Consider the following 18,843-nt stretch of genomic DNA (forward strand, 5'->3'; position numbering starts at 1 on the left):
GCAAAGCACAGATGTATTCAATCGCCTCCAGATGGGGTGTTAAGAAGCTCTCGCGCTCTGTCAATTTGCGGAAATTCCTGATTTTCCGACAGCTTGATCGCTCTGCTCAATGCTTCACGCGCATCCGAGATACGCCCAAGCTTCATATAAGCCTCACCCAAATGATAGTATACCAACGGGTTATTTGGCAGGCCTTCAGCCGCTGATATCAGATAATCCAGAGCCTCGGCATAATTCCCTCGACGGAAAGCAATCCATCCGTAGGTATCCTGAAAAGCCGGCACATCCGTTCCTCGCAGTCGTCTTGCGACGGTGTACGCGCGGGAAAGGCTTTCTTCATCATCCCTGTGCATCGTGATTAAGCTTGCAAGGTTATTCGCAAATACCGGACTCCCGGTGTTTGCAGCATACAATTCTTCATAAACCGCAATCGCACCTTCAAAATCCTGCAATCGCTCAAGTTGCTCAGCTCTCAGCAATCGCGGCAGCACTGCATCTGGCTGAGCAGCTGCAACGGATCGGAGCAATTTCGCGAGATCATCTTCTCGCTCTTGAAACACCAGCATACGATTGAGTTGGAGCAGGGTCCTGGGATCGCCAGGATATTCGTCCAGCAATACGCGATAAGCGGCCTCAGCTTGGTCTTCCTCTCCTTCTGCCAAGTACAATCCTGCGCTTAGGAAACGCAGGTCTGGGTTTTCCAGGTCCTGTTGCAGCCGTTCATCCAGCATGGTGCGGGCGGTGTCTAGCTTGCCACCCTGAACAAGCGCATTAATCAGATCTGCCAGGACTGCTGTGTCACTCTCATCAGCATCCGCCAACTCACCCAGGAACGCTATTGCATCCCCGGTTCGGCTTTGTTGCAATAGGAATGCCGCTTCGATTCGGTCAGCCACTACGCTTGCTTTCTGTCCTTCTAGTGCGCGGAGTTGCCAAATAAGACGGGTAACGCTGTCCCAGTCCTGCTGTCTCAACTGAATATCGGCCATGGTTGTGAGCAAATCGACATTGGCAGGTGCAACGGCCAATGCTTCTGTTATCACAGTTTCGGCAACTTCCAGTCGTTCGTCTTGCAATAGAAAATCTGCATAGCGCAAAGATTGCCCTGGCGCACGACCAGAAGCTTCGACCGCCAGCGCATAGCGCTCACCAGCCAATTCGCGCGCACCCGCACGTTCGTAAGCCTGACCCATCAAGATCATGATATCTGGATCGCGTGGGGCCCCCGCCTGTGCCGTTCGCAGGGTCAAAATGGCGTCTTCAGGTCGGTCGCCCTCAATTTGCCAGGCTGCACGCATTTTCAGAGCTTCGACATGGCCTCGGGTTTCGGCAAGGACTTCGTCTACAAGCGTTTTTGCGCTATCGACATCACCATCACTGACCAGCATTCGGGCCAAATTGATCTTTAGATTTGCAGTTTCCTCGGATGCGGCGGCTTCATCCAGAAGGCCCTTCATTGTACTGATCGCTGCGTTGGTATTACCGTCTTCGAAGTCTAAGGCCGCACGCATCGCCAAATATGTGCTGTCCTCAGGGCTCGCTGCGATCAAACGCTCTAACTCACTCCGGGCGCTTTCAGGGCTTTGCGTGCGGCGCAAAAAATCCACAACACGAAGATTCTCGGTCACACCTGCCTCTGGCACATCTGCAAGCTTGCGTAAAAAGACTTCGGCGCCCTCCATATCACCCTGTTGCATATACCAAGAGAGTAGCATGTTGCGGGTTTGCAGATCCTCAGGGAAACGCTCAGTCATAGACTGAAGAACGGTGCCAACTGCCTCAACATCCTCCTGTGTGGACAAAATGCGCAACTTAGCCACATACAGATCATAATCATCGGGTCGATGCGATAGCGCTGCTTCGATGTTCCGTAGAGCAAGCTCCAGATTCCGGGTTGTTAGGGCGTGATCTATTACCACGCGCCAAGCCAACTGGTCAGCTGGATTTTCATCTAGCTTAGCCTTTGCAATATCGAGCGGAACATCAAGCGCAGCCAAATTTTCAAGCTTTATAGCTTCATGATAATCCAGAACCGCATTCAGAAATATGACATCTATATTTTCCGGGTCCAGCTCACGAGCCGCTCGCCCATGTCGAAGCGCCTCTTCCCAAGCGTTCAGTTCAAGGGACATCCGAGTCAAAGGGATACGAGCATCCAGAAGGTCCGGATTCTGTTCAACAAGCCGCAAATACTGGCTTATTGATTCTTGGACCTCCCCCGCTCCCTCCAATGTTTTGGCATATAGAAGCCGTCCATCCTGATGATTAACATCGAACTTGATCACATTGCGCAATTCAACCAAAGCGCGCTCGATATCTTCTTCTTCCAAGAGTTCAAGCGCTGATTGATAATGTCGCTCTGCCCGTTCTTCGGAATCCTCGCAGCCTGCTAGTAACAGGAAAGTGCAGATAGCTAGAAAAGGTAGAAAAAACAAACGGTGCGACATTGTTGTCTTTCCGAAAAGATCTGCCCTGCTGATTTTAGTATTATAGAAATTGGCTAAGGAACGGCTTAATACCCGGTTCCTCGCAGCACAACCCCGGCAGTGGCAAACAACACACCTAAATCTGTTTTCAGCGACAAACGCTCGGAATAAGTAGTATCGAAATCGGCCCGGCTGGCAAAGCTACTGTCATTGCGTTCCGATACCTGCCACAGTCCAGTAATACCCGGGCGCAGCGCATAATAAGCCGTGCCAGGATAAAGACTTTGCTGATCTGGAAGCATGGGGCGCGGGCCAACAAGACTCATATCGCCTTTCAGAACATTGAATAGCTGAGGCAGCTCATCCAAGGATGTCTTTCGCAATATACGTCCTATCACTGTGATACGTGGATCCTTTTTGAGTTTCTGTGTTTCGTTCCATTCTTTGCGAGCCGCAGGGTCGCTGGCGAGATAGCTCTCCAACTGGGTGCAGGCATCTGGGACCATGCTGCGCAGCTTCCACATGGTGAAAAGCGCACCATTTCGACCAACACGCTGCTGCCCGTAAAATGGATTGCCGCCACCGCATGCAACTAACATGGCCAAGCAAAGGATAAGCGGCAGCACAACCGGCAGCGCAATTAGCACAGAAACGATATCTACGCTTCGTTTGAAAAGATGTTGATAAACCTGATCTGCATCAGGGACTATAGCATTTTTTACGCTATGCGTTACGTTTATTGGTCGTACTTTGCCCGGAATATCGGTGTATTGAACGGTCATAATCTACTTGTCACTCTTTACCAACGGCCTAATAACGGCCTTATTCACTCGTATATGCCCTTCGAAAAGGGCGCTATGCCACTCAAGCTGCGAATATCAATTATGTCAGAACTATGACGGCAACCTTCTTCACGTCATAATACTAACACTATTTTAAGTTCGAGCTCAAATACACAAATGTAAAAAATATCAAAAGTGAACCCACATTGGGGCCAATGCCGCAGACAGGGAAGAACTGTTTCCGCTTTGAGGCCAATTCTGGCAAGAGGGCGCGAATTATTGTGCCAGCAACCTGCTGGCAGAGCTGAGCTAAAGTTATAGTGGCATTGCTTGTATTCAAATCGACTAAGCACTCGCACCACACCAACCACTTCACAGCGGGCAAGTGAGTAAACTTCAAGGATGATATCAATTTTTACTTGGACAGCTTACGAACGACAAATAAATTACCGTTTATTGTCAAAGAAATATAGGAAAAACAGCCGCTCGGCAAAGCTAATACCTGATTCTGCAAAAATCGTGAGATCGCTCTAAAAACATATGTACTGCAAATGTACTATTCGGGCGTTCAACTCACATCTATGACCTCCCAGTCGCGACCGCGGGCCATCTCTGGTAACTATGTTTAATTGTTTTACCCAAGTGGAACTGCTACGCAGGGCGCAATGCGCATTTGTGGAGTAGATCATTCTGATCAGGCACTGGGTCGCACCTAGCCTACAGGCCTCTGACTGCTGGTTCGGAGTGATCAGGAGGAACATAAGTTGACACCCCAACGGCCTCCTTCCGAAAAAGAACAAAATGCTACGCGGCTGCTGCTTCGACGCAAATGGCGGTTGGGCAAAAAACAAGAAATTCAATCGGAAGGCCATAAGTATAACAAAAATGTAATAGATGATGCGGCATTACAGCTCCAGGAAACCGGTCAAATTGAGACCAACACTCAAGCTCCAAAAGTGCCTGCACAAGTAAATGAGTATAGAAATTTGAACATTAGCCCACCCAATACACCCAGCGATGCTGATACGGGCAGCTCGCTTGATATCTATACCGCTCATTTCGGGTTGACTGAGCGGCCGTTTTCATTGTTGCCAGATCCGGAATTCCTATTTTGGTCTCAGGCCCATCTGCAGGCCTACACAATGCTTGAATACGGCATACTGACACGCGCTCCGATCACCTTGATTACCGGTGACGTAGGAGCCGGAAAGACCACCCTCTTGCATCATCTACTCAAATCGGTTGGCAGTGACGTCAAAATAGGTTTGATCTCGAATGCGCATGGCGATCGAGGGGAATTGTTGCGGTGGGTTCTGATGGCTCTTGATCAGCCTGCTCCGGCTGACGCCACTTACGTGGATTTATTTGCTGCTTTCCAAAAGCATCTGATTGAGGAATATGCTCAAGGGCATCGGGTTATCCTGATCTTTGATGAAGCACAGAACCTAAGCTCTGAGTCCCTCGAAGAACTCAGGATGTTTACCAATATCAACTCCAATAAAGATGACCTCCTGCAACTGGTTCTGGTGGGACAGCCCGAGTTACAGGAGGTCATTCGCCGCCCCGAAATGCGTCAGTTCGCGCAACGTGTTGCATCCAGTTTTCATCTCCGTGCTATGGATAAGAAAACGGTCAGAAAATATGTCGGGCATAGGCTGGAGGTTGCCGGAGCCGAACGTAATTTTTTTAGCCCAGCAGCAACTGAATTGATCTATGAATCTACAGGCGGCGTCCCACGTTTGGTCAATCAGCTTTGCGATCTAGCAATGGTTTATGCCTTCACCCGGGGTCGCAAAGGTGTAGTCCGGCATACAGTGGAAATGGTTTTAAACGATGGTGCTTTTTTTGCTGCCAGTTTACCCCGAGACGAAAGTGGTCAACCGTCATGATGAATGAAGTTCGCTTTTATCTGTCGTTGTTCCTGCGGCGGCTTCATTACTTCATATTTATCGTTCTGGCTTGCGTGGCGGTTGGGCTATTTCTCGCATTAAACCTGCCGCCTGTTTACAAAGCTCAAGCGCGGCTAGTTGTCGAATCTCCGCAAATCCCAGGCGAGCTTGCATCATCAACTGTTCAGGCGAGCGTCGTTGAAATTCTTGAAGTCATTCAGCAACAACTATTGACCCGCGCCAATCTGCTGGATCTCTCAAGACGCTTTGACGTCTATGCCGGACAACCTGATATGATACCCGACGTCATAGTCGAGGATATGCGATCGAGGATTGAAATTGAGTTGCCTTTCAATGCTCGAAATCGCGCTTCTTTCGTTATCGTCTCATTCGCCGCGCCAACCGGTGAAATATCGGCGCAGGTTACCAACGAACTGGTCACGCAGATTTTGCAGGAAAACGTGGCCATGCGCACCAGCGTCACGGGCCAAACGCTAGACTTTTTTGTGCAAGAAGTTGCCCGTTTGGACACTGAGTTGAATGATCAGGGAGCCAAAATTCTTGAATTCAAAGAAGCTCACAAAGAGGCTTTACCTGATAGCCTAGACTATCGCCGCAATCGGCAATCCTCATTGCAAGAACGGCTTTTGCAATTAGATCGTGAATTGTCCAGCTTGCGTGACAGACGTGCGCGCCTCGTTGAGATTTATGAGCGCACCGGCCGCTCGGATTTGGCGGGTGAAAGCCTAACCCCAGAGCAACGACGTCTTCGGCAGCTCGAAGATGAGAGAGCTTCGGCCCTTGTGATCTATTCTGCCGATCACCCACGCATAAAATCCCTAGACGGCCAGATTGCAGCATTGGAGGCCGAAAATATCAGACTTGGTTTGGGCACCGAGACCGCGCCAAACTTCACCGCGTTTGAACTGCAGACTTCCGATATTGATGGCCAAGTTAAATTTATCGAAGAACAAAAGGCTATTATTAACCGCGAGCTTGAGTTGCTAGCACAATCCATCGAAGCTACGCCTACCAACGCAATCGCTCTGGGCACACTAGAACGCGACTATGAAAACTTGCGACTCCAGTATGCTCAAGCAACAGCGAGCTTGGCCGAAGCACGCACCGGTGATCAGATCGAAGCCCAATCCAGGGGTCAGCGCATTACAGTGACCGAACAAGCCGTAGTGCCAAGCAGCCCAGCTGAACCCAATCGCAAGCTGATCGCCGCTGCTAGTGTTGCTGGTGGGATTGGCCTAGCGGCTGGTTTATTTTTACTACTGGAAGTCCTCAATGATACCATTCGCCGCCCAATTGATCTGACGGCGCGTCTTGGGGCCCCAGCATTTGGGACCGTTCCATACATGAAAACGACTCGAGAGATTATCACCCACCGTAGTCTTATAGCCGCAAGCTTTATCATCCCCGTCATTGGAATAGGCGTTGGTTTGTACTTTATCGATCGATATTACTTACCACTCGACCTTTTCTTCGCACAAGTTGCAGAAAGACTTGGCGTTGATGCTTTGCTTGATCGTTTCAATCTGGGTTAACTAGGAAACACGCTATGGAACGCATTCAATCCGCCATCCAGAAAGCCCGTGCCGCGCGACAGCAGACCGACGGTTTGGTTAACGATAAGCACGCCCCCACCCCAACAATCGAGCTAGAAACAAATCAAAATGCGCAAACTGTTTCGCCTGTTAATGAGAAAGAGCTTTGGGCAATCCTGCCGCAGATTCAACTAAAATCAAAGCAGTTACAGCGGGCTCGCATCGTGGCTGATCAGGTTGAGCATGCATCTGCGCCGTTTGATGTTCTGCGCACTCGAATGCTTCATCAAATGCGCAGCAATAGTTGGCGCCGGATCGCAATTACGTCGCCGGGTTCAGCCTGTGGCAAGACCACATTATGCCTGAACCTTGCATTTAGCTTTGCCCGTCAACGCGGCATCAATACGATGGTCTTTGACTTGGACATGCGACGCCCGTCTATCGACAAGATTTTGAAACAGCAAGGTCAGCGTTATTTTGCACGTGCGCTTGAAAAAGAAAGCACACCGGAAGAACACATGCTTTGTTACGAAGAGAAGCTGGCTTTCGCTGTCAATAGTAAGCCGACCCAAAACCCTGCCGAGCTTCTTCAGGACAAAGACGCCGCTCATGTCATTGATCAACTGGAGGAGCGTTATAAGCCCGACATCATGTTATTTGACACACCTCCAATGCTGGCCTGCGATGATACCTATGCGTTTCTAGATCAGATCGATTGTGTCTTGCTGGTCGCCGCAGCAGAAAGCACAACTGCTGAAGAGTTAGAGAAATGCGAACGTGAAATTGCGGCACGCACGAACCTCATGGGTGTGGTCCTCAATAAATGCCGTTTTCTGGATAAAACCGATAGCTACGGTTATTGAGACTGAGCCTCTACCGTACTCCGCATTTCCAGTACCGGAGGCACCGCCGGTGTTTTTACTATCTTATATTCAAAATCGGAGCCCAATACGGGGCGCCTATTGGCTATAAAATTTATAATCTGACCATCTGCAGTCTCTCTTTGCCATTCTTTCAATTGACCCGCCTGATCATAATCAAATCTATCCCGCCACGGTGCAGACCAGTGTAATAGCGGATCATAAGGCATCGACCGTGCTTGTGCGTCGTAGTTCATAGCCTGCAATCGCATCACACCATCTTCATCTGGTTCATATGTTCTGCTTTGATGGTGTGGAAAACTGACAGACAGAAATGCAGGCGCGCTGAACTGAACACCGTTCCAAGCAATCACACCAACATCAACCCGAGACGTCAAGCGGGGCTGGCGTGGCGAAATAGGGAGGGGATCATGCCATGCTATCTCGATGGTGGCTTGTCGCCCATCCTTGGTGGGCAAGATACGAACTTTCTCAGAATCCCCGCGCAGCAGGACCCAAGAGTATCGCAAATCTCGCCCGTTGGGGTCCTTGGTGTCTTCTACTGACAGCGTGATTTGCTTGTCGTACTCCAGCCCACGCCAGACCCGGGCGATCGCTGACGGAGTCGTAAAGAGCTGTTCGGTTAGCCCCGCCAAATCCGCTCGCGCGCCAAATTCTTCGGATACAACGGTCATACGGATTATTGGGGGAACATCTTCCGGAGCGATTGAAGCTGCCAGCGAAACCATGCGCTCCGGAGATAGTAGTTCGGCCTCAAAGACGGTGGGATGTGCAGCGGCAGACATATATGCATCCGCGCCGTAAGCTCCCTTTTGCGTTCGCCGTAGGATCATCTGAAGGGTGGGGGCGATGAGCTTCTCTGCCTCTAGATATTCGCGGGTTTCTGGCGAAAATGCCGCGAGTGTCATCGCTAAAGCCCTCAGAAAGGCTTGGTCCGATCCGGATGACCCCTGTGAATTTACTGTATATGGCCAGTTTGCGGGGTAAAGATCGGCCTCATCATGATCCTTGTGCTCAGGGTAGACATATAGATGATTGGCTGCATAACCGTGAAACAACCGTGTCGGAGACAGTGGGGTGGTCATGGCTAAGCGAGTAAGGCTGCGAGGAGCATCGCCCTCCGTGACCGCAGTAGAAGAATTGCCGAGCGTAGGAATAGGAAACAGGATTTCTCCAGCAAGCCCATAGTCGAAGCCAGCTTCACGTAATTCTGGAGCATAATCCAGCGAGGTTAGTTGCGGGAATAGATCTTCGGGCAGCAGGGAATGTTTCCGATCCCGATTATCATATAAAACCCCGCTTAATCCTGCGGCCTGACCACGTGCATCCAAGCGCCGCAGCATACCTGCTGCTGTGCCTGTTGCTTCTGGGGCTATAATTGGATCCGTTGAGGTGGATTCCGTAAGATCCGGCTGCGGTACTATCCACCCGAAAGGCCCGGCGCGGATCATATCAGATGAGCCCAAGTGTACAGTATCGGCATGGGCCGCCCCGAACGTACAAACAGCGGATAAAAGACTACAGAGAATGCGAAAAATCATGTCTGTCAGAATAAAAGAGAGCGGCTCTCGCTCAAACGATTTTATCGCGAAAATCTGAAACGCAGAGCCTGCCATGTCAATCCTGGCATAATCAGAATACAGCGCCCATAGCGCATCGCCAGCCTACGCGGATTACTGAGCATTCGCCAGACCCACTCCAACGCCAACTTCCTGACCCAACGCGGTGCTCGAAGCTGGCTACCAGCTATAAAATCAAGGCCTGCACCGATAGAAACAAATCCACAGTGCGGCACATGCTCGATTCCACGGGCGGCAAATATTTCTTGCTTCGGGGCACCCAGCGCGAGAAAACACAATTTTGCACCAGAGGCGCGTATTGTTTCCAAATAACAATCTGCCGCTGCTGTTGTCGGATCAAATCCAAAAGGCGGAGCTATCTTTGCAACGATCCGCAATCCAGGCTGATCCTGCTCCAAACGAGTTGCAGCTAATTCTAGAGTCCCTTCGGTCGCCCCAAACAATGCGATGGGCACATCGTGCCTGACAGCAAGCTTAGACAGCGGCGCAATTAGATCTGACCCAGGTATTAACTCCGTGGTACGTCCTGCAAGCCTTGATAGCCAGACGATTGGATTCCCATCTGCTACAACATGGCTATGCAACTTATATGAAAAGAGAAAATCCGGCTGGCGGCGCATTTTTACGATGTGATCCAAGTTCAGCGTCGCAAGAGCGAAGCCATGCCCCTTCCGCCAATAGCTCTCTATACTATCCATAAGCTCGCTCCGTGTCGGATGGCTGAGCAATGCGAGAAACTCTGGCTCAATTGGTGCTTGGCGATTAATCATATCTCCACCACAGTTGAGAAAATTATGGCAAACTAGAAAGTGCCCTCTCTCTGATGGCTGACCCGTATTTGGATGTCTATGCTAGATTGCAATTTGCATAGCTTCTAACATCACTTAGTAAAAACAAGTCATTTCCATGAAGATTTATTGGTGCCGGTTTTGAGTAGAACAGCAGAGCCAAATATTCCACTCACCAATGATAGCTCAGCGGACGTGCTGAGTGTAATTATCGCCGCTCATAACGAAGAGGCCTATATTGGCTCTTGCCTTGAAGCCCTTTTGCTGCAAGACGAAGCTGCAGGTCGCGTCTTGGTCATTGTCGCAGCAAACGCTTGTACAGATCAGACCGAACAAATTGTCCTTGAGGAAGAAGTAAAGTTTGTTTCGCGGGGCTGGCAACTGAAGCTTTTGAGTATTGAGGCACCTGGCAAATTAAATGCTTTTAATCACGCAGATCGTGCTGCCATTGGTACGATGCGCATATATCTAGATGCAGATGTAATCTGTGACCCGAAGTTGCTAGGGCAGTTGCGTGGTGCGTTAAACAAATCAGAACCGGCTTATGCCACTGGGACAATCGAAGTAGCGCGCGCAAAATCTTGGATCACTCGAGCTTATGCTAACCTTTGGGTACAACTTCCTTTCGTGAAAGATGGCTGTGTTGGGGCAGGCTTGTTTGCTGTGAATACCCCTGGTCGAAAGCGTTGGGGAGCATTCCCGAGTATAATTTCCGATGATACATTCGTGCGGATGAACTTCACCTCAGATGAGCGTGTTGAGGTACCTGCCCACTATCAATGGCCCATGGTAGAGGGTTTTCGAAATCTTGTTCAAGTACGTCGTAGACAAGATGCCGGAGTATCAGAAGTTAAACGGCTATACCCAAACCTCATGAAAAACGATACCAAAACAGCTTTATCCAAAGGTGAGCTTTTCAAAATTTTTCTAAAGGCCCCAATTAGTTTTACAGTCTATGCTGCCGTCCATCTCTTCGTACGGCTTCGCGCAGGCGGGACTGAATGGACGCGCGGGCGATAAGGTAAGGGTAATCATGGCAAAACATATTCTGTTGACTGGCGGAGCAGGATTTATTGGATCACATACTTATGTAGCGCTGATTTCTGCAGGTTATAATGTCACTATCTTAGACAACTTCGAAAATTCGCAGCGTGGTATTTTAGACCAATTGGCAAAAGTCACGAACAAAGCTGTATCATTTATAGAATGCGACATCCGTTCAACCACTGATGTGCTTGCAGCTTTCTCGGGTCATAGTTTTGATGCGGTCATACATTTTGCAGCACGGAAAAGTGTACCGGAAAGCCAAATGGATCCTTTGGGATATTACGAAAGTAATTGCACCGGGTTGCTGAATATTATCGCCGCTATGCGTATGTGCGATGTACAAAAGATTGTCTTCTCTTCAAGTGCAGCTATTTACGGAACGCCAAACACCGTCCCCATTCCAGAAAACTCGCCGCCAGCCCCACAAAGTGTCTACGCTAAAACTAAGCTGTTTGGAGAGAATCTTATACAAGATATCGGTTCGGCAACTCCGGATTTTATCTTTGGCATTTTGCGCTATTTTAATCCTGTGGGGGCCCATGCATCTGGACTAATTGGTGAAAACCCCAGCCAGCCACCTACTAATCTCGTTCCAGTAATTGCTCGTGTTGCAATGCGTAAATTACCACTGGTCAACATTTTCGGCGGCGATCATAACACCATAGATGGCACCTGCATTCGCGACTACATTCACGTCGAAGACTTAGCCAGAGGCCATGTGCTCTCAATAAACGCGCTTTTTAGAACTCAGCAGAGCCATCAAGTCAATTTGGGCACCGGTAAAGGCCACAGTGTGCTTGAAGTCATTGAGGCTTACGAAGAGGCCGCGGGCTGTTCCATCCCTTATCAGATCGTTGATCGCAGAGCGGGGGATCCAATGGTTTCGATCGCCGAAACAGAACAGGCTAAATCAGTTTTGGGCTTCGAAGCCAAATATGGATTACTTGAAATGTGTTCAAGCAATTGGGCTTTTGTAAAGAAAGTGACTTGACGTTTCTTTTCTAAAAAAACTTCGGAAACTACAAACCTTGAGTGCGTAGCAAAGATTGCAAATACAACGCGGTATCAACTCTTTTCTTCTTTGGGCATGTCAAATAGATCACCTTATTATGGAACTGCCTTGTACTCTAAATACACATATTCTTGGGAGCATTTTCAGATGTCGGACGATGATAACTTTGAGGACATACGAGGCCATTTTCTCTCATCACAATCCGAGGACTTGATCCGGTTATTGCACCATAAAGCACTTTCGCTGCCAGTCACAGATATTCCAGCTACAGTAACTCAAATCGCAGTTGAATTAGGCTGGATTAACAATAACAACGGTCACCTGACTACATCCGGCCATTTAATCGCAGATTCTTGCAGAGAATATTATTTCTGGTTGGAGCGAGATAAAAAACTCCCATTCGAAGGGAAAGCCGCTCACCTATCGAGTAATTATTTCCAGGGTAAAAAAGTGCTCGAAATTGGCCCTGGGATGGGATCAAACTTGTTCTCCCTTTCTGCAGCAGGTGCCTACTCTTACGGGCTGGAACCTATGGAAACGTATATAAATATGGGAGAAATTTTTAGCGCCCGAGAGAGAACCACCACTTCAAGTGTCCAGCTAGGTTGCGCAGAAGACATCCCTTTCCGAGATCATAGCTTTGATATTGTGCTATGTGTCTCTTCACATCAGTATTTCGATATCCATGCCGCGCTGATAGAAATCGCTCGTGTACTGAAACCAGATGGCGAACTAATTATAATTGGAGGTCATTTAAAAGAATTTTTTTGGGGAGAACGTCGCAGTTTGATACGTAGCATCACTACGAGTAAAGCGTATTGCATAACCGTGGCCAACACACTTAGCTATATGTTTATTGGGGATCGCATCTTTAAACCGCGCCTCAACTCCTCCACCTCGAGACCAATCTATCCTACTTTAAGATCAATGCATCGTTGGTTGCAAAACAATGGATTACGTCAATACAACCTACCCTGCCAAGTTGGACAGGAAATATGCTTGCACCACAAGAAAGCCGCAACATTATGATGTAAGCTTTCTCCGAAGCCGCCTGAAGATACCGTAGCGATTAGTTTTCGTATTCAGCATCGATAATCTTCCTTGTCGCATCAGAACCGCTACTCGGCGCTAATTCAATCTTTATCTAGCTGGGAAAGAAGCTAGTCTAGGCGGCCGAATTGTAGCCTTCGGGCAATCCTTCCGCCTCTCTTCATCCGGCCCAAACTGCTTCTCCCGCTTACTCATATAGTCCCACGAGATGCCTGCTATCTATGGTGAGCACTGACCCTCCCTATCTAAAGCGTTAGGTTGGTATTATTGGACGGGGATAGATTATTATTTAGGAGAAACCAATACATGACCTTTCTTAAACGAATTAAGCCTCTTTCGGCGCCTTTTTTGCAGCGGATTATTGGTGAAGAAGAGGGGGAAATAGAAGTTCTACAACCTGAAGAAAAAGAAGTGGTTATCCCACCTGTTCTTTTGCCCGGCATGCTTGAACGTATCACTAAAACAGACGAGCATTCTAAGCTTTCGGAACATATAGATGCGGTTCAAGCAACAGTTGTCACGCATGCTCCTGTCTTACGACGCATTTATCGAGATGCGTGTGTTTGGCCCAGCGGATACTCTACGTGGAGAAAGTTGGAGCATTATGGAAAGAAATCATCACTGCGTGAGATCACGAAGCCCATTCTCCAAATGGAAGAATTACGTTACTGTAAAAGCTACGTTTCTTGGCGTTACTTTGGGCACTGGCTTACAGATGCTCTTCCAACTGCATTTATCGATCCGGCAGTTGGTGAGCCATGGTTGCCGCCAGATGCTTCTTGGACCCATGCGTTTGATTATATGAAAATCTTTGACTTGCCTGAAATTAGGCATTCTTTTGTGCACACAAATCAGCTGATTGTTTATCAAGATTTCTCGCAGGGAAGTTCGAAGCGCTCACGGTATCGCATTATACGGAATGAAATACATAAACGCTTTGGAGGGGAAGCAGCGACCGATTATGTGTACCTGCAACGAGGTGCGACGGGTGTTCGCCGCCAGATAAAAAATGAGACCAAACTAATCGAAGAGCTTATTGCTCGAGGTTGGAAAATAATTGATATTTCTAAATTTTCTGTCGAAGAACTACAACGGGCACTTTGCAGAGCTCGTGTTGTGGTGAGCATGGAGGGTAGCCATATGACCCACGCACAAATCTCGATGCATCCGAGAAGCAGTATCATTATATTGGTCCCGAATGATCGCTTCACTAGCGTCCATATTGGATATGCGAGAGCCAATAAAATTTCAGCTGGGATAGTTGTTTTGAATGGGACACAAGCCGACGCATACAGTGCTGATCTAGATGAGATTCTGCGAACCATTGAAAGGGTGGAGTATCGAGAGTAAAATAATTTGCTCGTTTAGTTTCATTAAATATGAAACATAATTTCAGCATTGAGGTATGCAGCATAATTATGACAGCGGCGAGCCATGAGGTGTTAACCACCGCTGTCATGTTTTTTTGCAACCCACCCCAAAAACGCCATATCCGGGCTTCTCAGCGGTTTGCGGCCACTGCTGATCCACCAGGCTTGCCAGTCGCTTTCCAGAGCGTAGACATCCCAGCCCGGCGCAAGACGGCGTGCTTCCCCCAGGGTTTCGGGCTTGAGGTGCAGTTTGCTTTCGGCATCCACCACCACATCGCGGCGACTGACACGGATAATGTCACCGGGCTCTTCTTCGAGGTGGTAATCCGGCAAGTGATCGGCCGCGATCATGTCGCGCACCATCTTACGGAACACCCGGCGCGGTGAGGCCGACCCGGATTTCTTCAACAGCGTTTCGACCGACACCCGCCATTCAGGCTGCCGTCCGCAATGTTTCCGCGCAAGTTCATAGATCCGCCGCTCCAGCGGTTTGCGCAGGCGGAAGTAATCGCGGCTGAGTGTCAGGACCGATTTGGCCAGCACCGCCCGAAACAGCCAATCCGATAGCTTGACCGAAACGCTGACCATCCGCCCTGCCCGCGTGTGGCGCACGATCTCCCAGCTTTCGATCAGGCCGAACCCTGTGGTTGTCTCAACCCCGCCGGTCACCATGTTGGTGGTGATGCGCGTACCTGCGAGACGCTCGAATGCTTCACGCAGCCGCTTATAGCCATCGCCCGAGGTTTCCCGGTTGGTCGCTACCAGCAGGTCATGTGCTTTCAGATGCACAACCCGGCTGACCGCCCGACCGGCATTGATCGCCGCCATCAGCTGGCTGATACAGAAGATCAGGATGTCCTTGTCATGGATCGTCGCCAGCCCCCGGACAGAAGGCGTGACGGTGATTTCCACCCCGTTATGCTCATAGTTCAGGATGCGTCGATCCGGGCGCGTGGAGAGCGAGAACATTGGATGTTCCATCGATCCCATATCCGTTTTGGGCAGCGCATCGAAGATGTCGCAGACAAAAAAATCTGCAGTCGGATACCGATCCGGCAGCAACCCTCCTGCGCCAGCGGGCACATTCCTACTCATGAAAAATCAATCAGAACTGAAGTGCTCCAGCTCATACCTCTGCCCCTGACCTGCCCGAATCTTTTTTCGTGGTTTTATTGACGCTTACCCTAGAGTTATCCACAGGCCGGGTAAAGCTCCGGATCGTGGGATCAGAGTCGGCCTAACGTGGGATCAGAGTCACTTGATCGTGGGATCAGATTCACTTGGACACAAAGAAGAGCGATAAATATGTTATTTTTCAAGGATTTATGAAGAAAGGATATAATCTGTAACTAATAAATAACTATATTCTAACTAAAAAAAATTTGTGCCCCTTCAAAGCCACCTATTTTCCATAAGTACAGCCCTTTGATTTGCTTAGAAAATATCGGTTGATGCCAGTAGTTCTTCCATATGCTATGTTTTGTGTTACAATCGCGAAAACACAGCATATCGAGCAAAAGTCACATGGCGATATCTTCGAAAGACAGGCTTCCACCCTATTTCAACATTGATCCAGACACCGCTCTTTCAGAGCTGGGGAGCCCCTCTACTACAGCCAGCTTTGCAGCCATTGCGAGTGCTTGCACTCAGGGACGCGAAGACCTTGCAAGCCGAGGTCTCGAAGATGGAGAGGCACGACAACTGCGTTTGTTTTCCACTTGGGAAATCACCCGCTATCTGATCCCGGTTGCCGCACCCCATTTTCGCCGAGTCCTAAAGGCCAACCCGGATTTACCACAGGGCCGATCGGAATCTGAAGGTGGAGCCAAATGGTTTACCCTGGATGAGGTGCTGCGGCTCCGCACTCATTTTGCTTCGGAAGGGTCCAAGGCCAAAGAGTATCGCCCTTATCGACCCGAAGGATTGCCCGCCAAGCTGGTGTCTGTCGCCAATTTCAAAGGTGGCGTCGGTAAGACCTCGACTTGCGCACACTTGGCTATGTCGGCAGCCCTGGACGGCTACAAGGTGCTGGTGATCGATCTGGATAGTCAGGGATCAATGACGTCTATCTTTGGCGGCAAGGTCACGGATGAATGGCAGACTGTGTTTCCCCTACTAGCCCGCCACTATGCCGGATACCTGCGCCGCGAAAATCAGGGGCGCCTGGATCGGGGCGAGCCCCCCCACCCTATCGATGATACCCTGATGGAGGCGCTGGACACCCGCGCAAGCAGCCTGATCCAGAAAACCCACTGGCCCAATATCGATCTGATCGGGGCACAGCTGAACCTCTATTGGGCTGAGTTTCAGATCCCTGTCTGGCGGATGCAAGCCCGGGGTTGGAAACTGTGGGATGCACTGACCGAAACACTGGAGGCAGATGGTATTCTGGATGAATATGATCTGATCTTCATCGATACCCCTCCCGCGCTTGGTTATCTGACGATCAACGGCTTGGCCGCAGCCGATATTCTGCTGGTGCCTATGGGCGCTTCGTTCCTAGAATTCGATTCCACAGGGCGGTTCTTCGACATGCTACATTCGACCTTCCAATCGATCGAGGAGGGCGAAAACATGGCCGCCCGCGCGCTTGGCCGCGACGAGATGGCGTTTGAATGGGATGCGGTACGCACGGTCATCACCCGCTATGACGGCACGCAACAGGCGGAACTGGCCGGGTTGATGCAATCTTATCTGGGCAGCGCCCTGTCGCCCCACCGGCAGGAATTCACCGCGTTGATCGGTCAGGCCGGAGAGCAGGTGAATGGCATCTACGAAGCTGATTACCGCGATTTCAACCGTGAGACCTATGCCCGCGGGCGAGAAACCTTTGATGAGACCTATGCTGCCTTCAAGCGGCTGGTATTAGGCGTCTGGCGGCGTGAGGAGCTGGCGTTGCAGGCCGAGCATCAGCCCGAGGTGGCGGTATGAGCCCCCTGCCCGGCCCGGCCGATGTTTCGCGCGCGAAACACTCTCTTTCGCTCTGCAAGCCGCGCAGTGCACCGCACGTTGCGGTAACGGGATTGAGCAGAACAGAGGCTATCACGGGCAGATGAGGAGGATTTGACATGGCAAAACGTAAACGGCTGACCCCCGCCCGTGCTGATTATCTGCCTGAAGAGGCTGCGGGTGCGACACTCGAAACAAAATCCATGTTCCCACCAGTACTCTCTGCGCCGCCGATTGCGCAGGTTGCTGGCGACACGGCGCTGCAGGCCGCCGTGGACGACCTGAGCTCTGAGATACGCACAGCCCGCGCCGAAGGGCGGTTGGTACAGCAGATACCGCTGACCGCCATCGAGGAAACCTATCTGGTGCGCGACCGGATCGTGGTGGACGGGGATGAAATGTCGGCATTAATTGAAAGCCTGCGCGCCCGTGGCCAACAAACCCCGATCGAGGTGGTTAAGCTGGCCGAGGATCGGTTTGGCCTGATCTCTGGCTGGCGCCGCCTGACCGCGCTAAAGACGTTGTATGCGGAAACGGGCGATAAGCGTTTTGTGACTGTTCAGGCGTTGCTCAGACGCCCCGAGAACGCCTCAGACGCTTATCTTTCGATGGTTGAGGAGAATGAGATCCGTGTTGGGCTCAGCTACTACGAGCGAGCCCGTATTGCGGCGCGCGCGGCCGAGCAGGGGGTTTATCCAGACGAGGCCTCGGCTCTGCGCGGGTTATTTTCGACCGCCAGCCGTGCCAAAAGATCAAAAATAGGGTCTTTTATTGTGATCTACCACGCACTTGATGCAGACCTGCGATTTGCTGCGGCAATACCCGAACGGTTGGGACTGGCACTATCCAAAGCTCTTAAGGAAGATCTGAAGCTAGGTGATCGTATTGCTCAGAGTTTGAGAAATGATCCCTCCAAAAATGCGGATGCCGAAGCGAGGGTGCTCGCAGATCAGATCGCCCGAGACGGGCGTGATAAGTCGCCTCGGAAGCCTGCCTCGGTGAACGATGCAGAGCCAGATGAGATAGTGGGTGGCATCCGAGTTCAGCAGACAGATCAGGGGCAGAAACTGGTGTTGAGTGGCCCCGACCTGGATGCCAAGTTTATAGACCGATTGAAGCTGTGGCTGAAATCTCAGACCGACTGATGTTTCGCGCGCGAAACATTGCGCGATACAGGTGTAAGAAGTTGGTTCCTAGTTAAGAAGGATCGCGGTAGCGTTACTTTCGGGGAAAGCTGAAACACACATTCTCAATTCCTCCTTCCAAAACAAATCATGGAGTGCGGTGCCAGCTGGCTGAGCCTCGCTGGAGCGAGAATGTCGAGTTTTATAATTTCGGATCACACCAGCCTTTCCAAATGACTGTGGCTTGTAGTTAGTAAGCGTTCACCCCAACAGATCCGCCGCCGGGTTTTCAACGATATCAACGTCATCGTAGTATTTCTGCGCCTGGGCCAGGGAGCGGTGCAGTGACAGGCGCATGGCGGCCTGGATGGGCGCACCGTCCAGTGCGGCCT

General features: G+C 50.4%; 14 protein-coding genes. 9 read left to right on the forward strand and 5 right to left on the reverse strand.

All coding sequences use genetic code 11. The features are described from left to right. Positions 1-17 precede the first annotated feature (17 nt). Positions 18-2,447 carry a tetratricopeptide repeat protein gene (locus ACR0MQ_RS22200; protein ID WP_480611001.1) on the reverse strand — a complete coding sequence of 810 codons (2,430 nt, stop codon included), beginning with the start codon at positions 2,445-2,447 and terminating at the stop codon, positions 18-20. A 65-nt stretch (positions 2,448-2,512) separates the two neighbouring features. Beyond that, positions 2,513-3,208, reverse strand: coding sequence for a sugar transferase (locus tag ACR0MQ_RS22205; RefSeq protein ID WP_480611005.1), 696 nt, complete (start codon positions 3,206-3,208; stop codon positions 2,513-2,515). 764 nt (positions 3,209-3,972) lie between these two features. Between ACR0MQ_RS22205 and ACR0MQ_RS22210 the strand changes: the two genes are divergently transcribed. The 3 genes from ACR0MQ_RS22210 to ACR0MQ_RS22220 are packed head-to-tail and all read left to right on the forward strand — an operon-like array spanning position 3,973 to position 7,513. Continuing rightward, positions 3,973-5,097, forward strand: a complete 1,125-nt coding sequence (locus ACR0MQ_RS22210; RefSeq protein WP_480611008.1) for an ExeA family protein — start codon at positions 3,973-3,975, stop codon at positions 5,095-5,097. Next, entirely contained in the window at positions 5,094-6,650 is a 1,557-nt protein-coding gene (locus ACR0MQ_RS22215) for a GumC family protein (protein ID WP_480611011.1), read from the forward strand. The genes ACR0MQ_RS22210 and ACR0MQ_RS22215 overlap by 4 nt, the downstream gene beginning before the upstream one ends. Before the next feature lie 14 nt (positions 6,651-6,664). Further along, positions 6,665-7,513 (forward strand): CpsD/CapB family tyrosine-protein kinase, encoded by an 849-nt coding sequence (locus tag ACR0MQ_RS22220; RefSeq protein ID WP_480611014.1) that lies wholly within the window; start codon positions 6,665-6,667, stop codon positions 7,511-7,513. On the opposite strand, the gene ACR0MQ_RS22225 is transcribed toward ACR0MQ_RS22220, so the two are convergent. Together ACR0MQ_RS22225 and ACR0MQ_RS22230 are read right to left on the reverse strand one after the other, a co-directional pair. Beyond that, entirely contained in the window at positions 7,507-8,874 is a 1,368-nt protein-coding gene (locus tag ACR0MQ_RS22225; RefSeq protein ID WP_480611018.1) for a hypothetical protein, read from the reverse strand. The two genes, ACR0MQ_RS22220 and ACR0MQ_RS22225, sit on opposite strands and share 7 nt — an antisense overlap. A gap of 239 nt (positions 8,875-9,113) precedes the next feature. Next, positions 9,114-9,809: a WecB/TagA/CpsF family glycosyltransferase gene (locus tag ACR0MQ_RS22230; protein WP_480611022.1), complete on the reverse strand. Its 696-nt coding sequence runs from the start codon at positions 9,807-9,809 to the stop codon at positions 9,114-9,116. A gap of 231 nt (positions 9,810-10,040) precedes the next feature. On the opposite strand from ACR0MQ_RS22230, the gene ACR0MQ_RS22235 reads away from it, so the two are divergent. From ACR0MQ_RS22235 to ACR0MQ_RS22250, 4 genes are all read left to right on the forward strand, one after another. Further along, complete coding sequence (locus ACR0MQ_RS22235; protein WP_480611026.1) at positions 10,041-10,919, forward strand: glycosyltransferase family 2 protein; 879 nt, start codon at positions 10,041-10,043, stop codon at positions 10,917-10,919. A gap of 13 nt (positions 10,920-10,932) precedes the next feature. Continuing rightward, positions 10,933-11,937 (forward strand): UDP-glucose 4-epimerase GalE, encoded by a 1,005-nt coding sequence (gene galE / locus ACR0MQ_RS22240; protein WP_480611029.1) that lies wholly within the window; start codon positions 10,933-10,935, stop codon positions 11,935-11,937. Positions 11,938-12,105: 168 nt separating this feature from the next. Beyond that, positions 12,106-12,987, forward strand: coding sequence for a class I SAM-dependent methyltransferase (locus tag ACR0MQ_RS22245; protein WP_480611032.1), 882 nt, complete (start codon positions 12,106-12,108; stop codon positions 12,985-12,987). Between the two features lie 327 nt (positions 12,988-13,314). After that, positions 13,315-14,358, forward strand: coding sequence for a glycosyltransferase 61 family protein (locus tag ACR0MQ_RS22250; protein ID WP_480611035.1), 1,044 nt, complete (start codon positions 13,315-13,317; stop codon positions 14,356-14,358). Between the two features lie 92 nt (positions 14,359-14,450). Here the strand turns inward: ACR0MQ_RS22250 and ACR0MQ_RS22255 are convergent, their stop codons facing one another. Beyond that, entirely contained in the window at positions 14,451-15,461 is a 1,011-nt protein-coding gene (locus ACR0MQ_RS22255) for a replication initiator protein A (RefSeq protein WP_480611038.1), read from the reverse strand. Positions 15,462-15,902: 441 nt separating this feature from the next. On the opposite strand from ACR0MQ_RS22255, the gene ACR0MQ_RS22260 reads away from it, so the two are divergent. After that, the gene (locus tag ACR0MQ_RS22260) at positions 15,903-17,309 is read left to right on the forward strand and encodes an AAA family ATPase (RefSeq protein WP_480611040.1); all 1,407 of its coding nucleotides are present in this window, start codon (positions 15,903-15,905) and stop codon (positions 17,307-17,309) included. Positions 17,310-17,446: 137 nt separating this feature from the next. Then, on the forward strand, positions 17,447-18,472 hold the full coding sequence (locus ACR0MQ_RS22265) for a ParB/RepB/Spo0J family partition protein (RefSeq protein WP_480611043.1): 1,026 nt from the start codon (positions 17,447-17,449) through the stop codon (positions 18,470-18,472). The last annotated feature ends 371 nt before the right edge of the window (positions 18,473-18,843 follow it).

The sequence above is a fragment of the Ruegeria sp. AN6 genome, from assembly GCF_056540425.1.

Coding starts and splice junctions, on each gene's coding strand:
- ACR0MQ_RS22200 (WP_480611001.1), bottom strand. CDS start 2,447: ATGTCGCACCGTTTGTTTTTTCTACCTTTTCTAGCTATCTGCACTTTC.
- ACR0MQ_RS22205 (WP_480611005.1), bottom strand. CDS start 3,208: ATGACCGTTCAATACACCGATATTCCGGGCAAAGTACGACCAATAAAC.
- ACR0MQ_RS22215 (WP_480611011.1), top strand. CDS start 5,094: ATGATGAATGAAGTTCGCTTTTATCTGTCGTTGTTCCTGCGGCGGCTT.
- ACR0MQ_RS22220 (WP_480611014.1), top strand. CDS start 6,665: ATGGAACGCATTCAATCCGCCATCCAGAAAGCCCGTGCCGCGCGACAG.
- ACR0MQ_RS22225 (WP_480611018.1), bottom strand. CDS start 8,874: ATGCTGCGGCGCTTGGATGCACGTGGTCAGGCCGCAGGATTAAGCGGG.
- ACR0MQ_RS22230 (WP_480611022.1), bottom strand. CDS start 9,809: ATGGATAGTATAGAGAGCTATTGGCGGAAGGGGCATGGCTTCGCTCTT.
- galE (WP_480611029.1), top strand. CDS start 10,933: ATGGCAAAACATATTCTGTTGACTGGCGGAGCAGGATTTATTGGATCA.
- ACR0MQ_RS22245 (WP_480611032.1), top strand. CDS start 12,106: ATGTCGGACGATGATAACTTTGAGGACATACGAGGCCATTTTCTCTCA.
- ACR0MQ_RS22250 (WP_480611035.1), top strand. CDS start 13,315: ATGACCTTTCTTAAACGAATTAAGCCTCTTTCGGCGCCTTTTTTGCAG.
- ACR0MQ_RS22260 (WP_480611040.1), top strand. CDS start 15,903: ATGGCGATATCTTCGAAAGACAGGCTTCCACCCTATTTCAACATTGAT.
- ACR0MQ_RS22265 (WP_480611043.1), top strand. CDS start 17,447: ATGGCAAAACGTAAACGGCTGACCCCCGCCCGTGCTGATTATCTGCCT.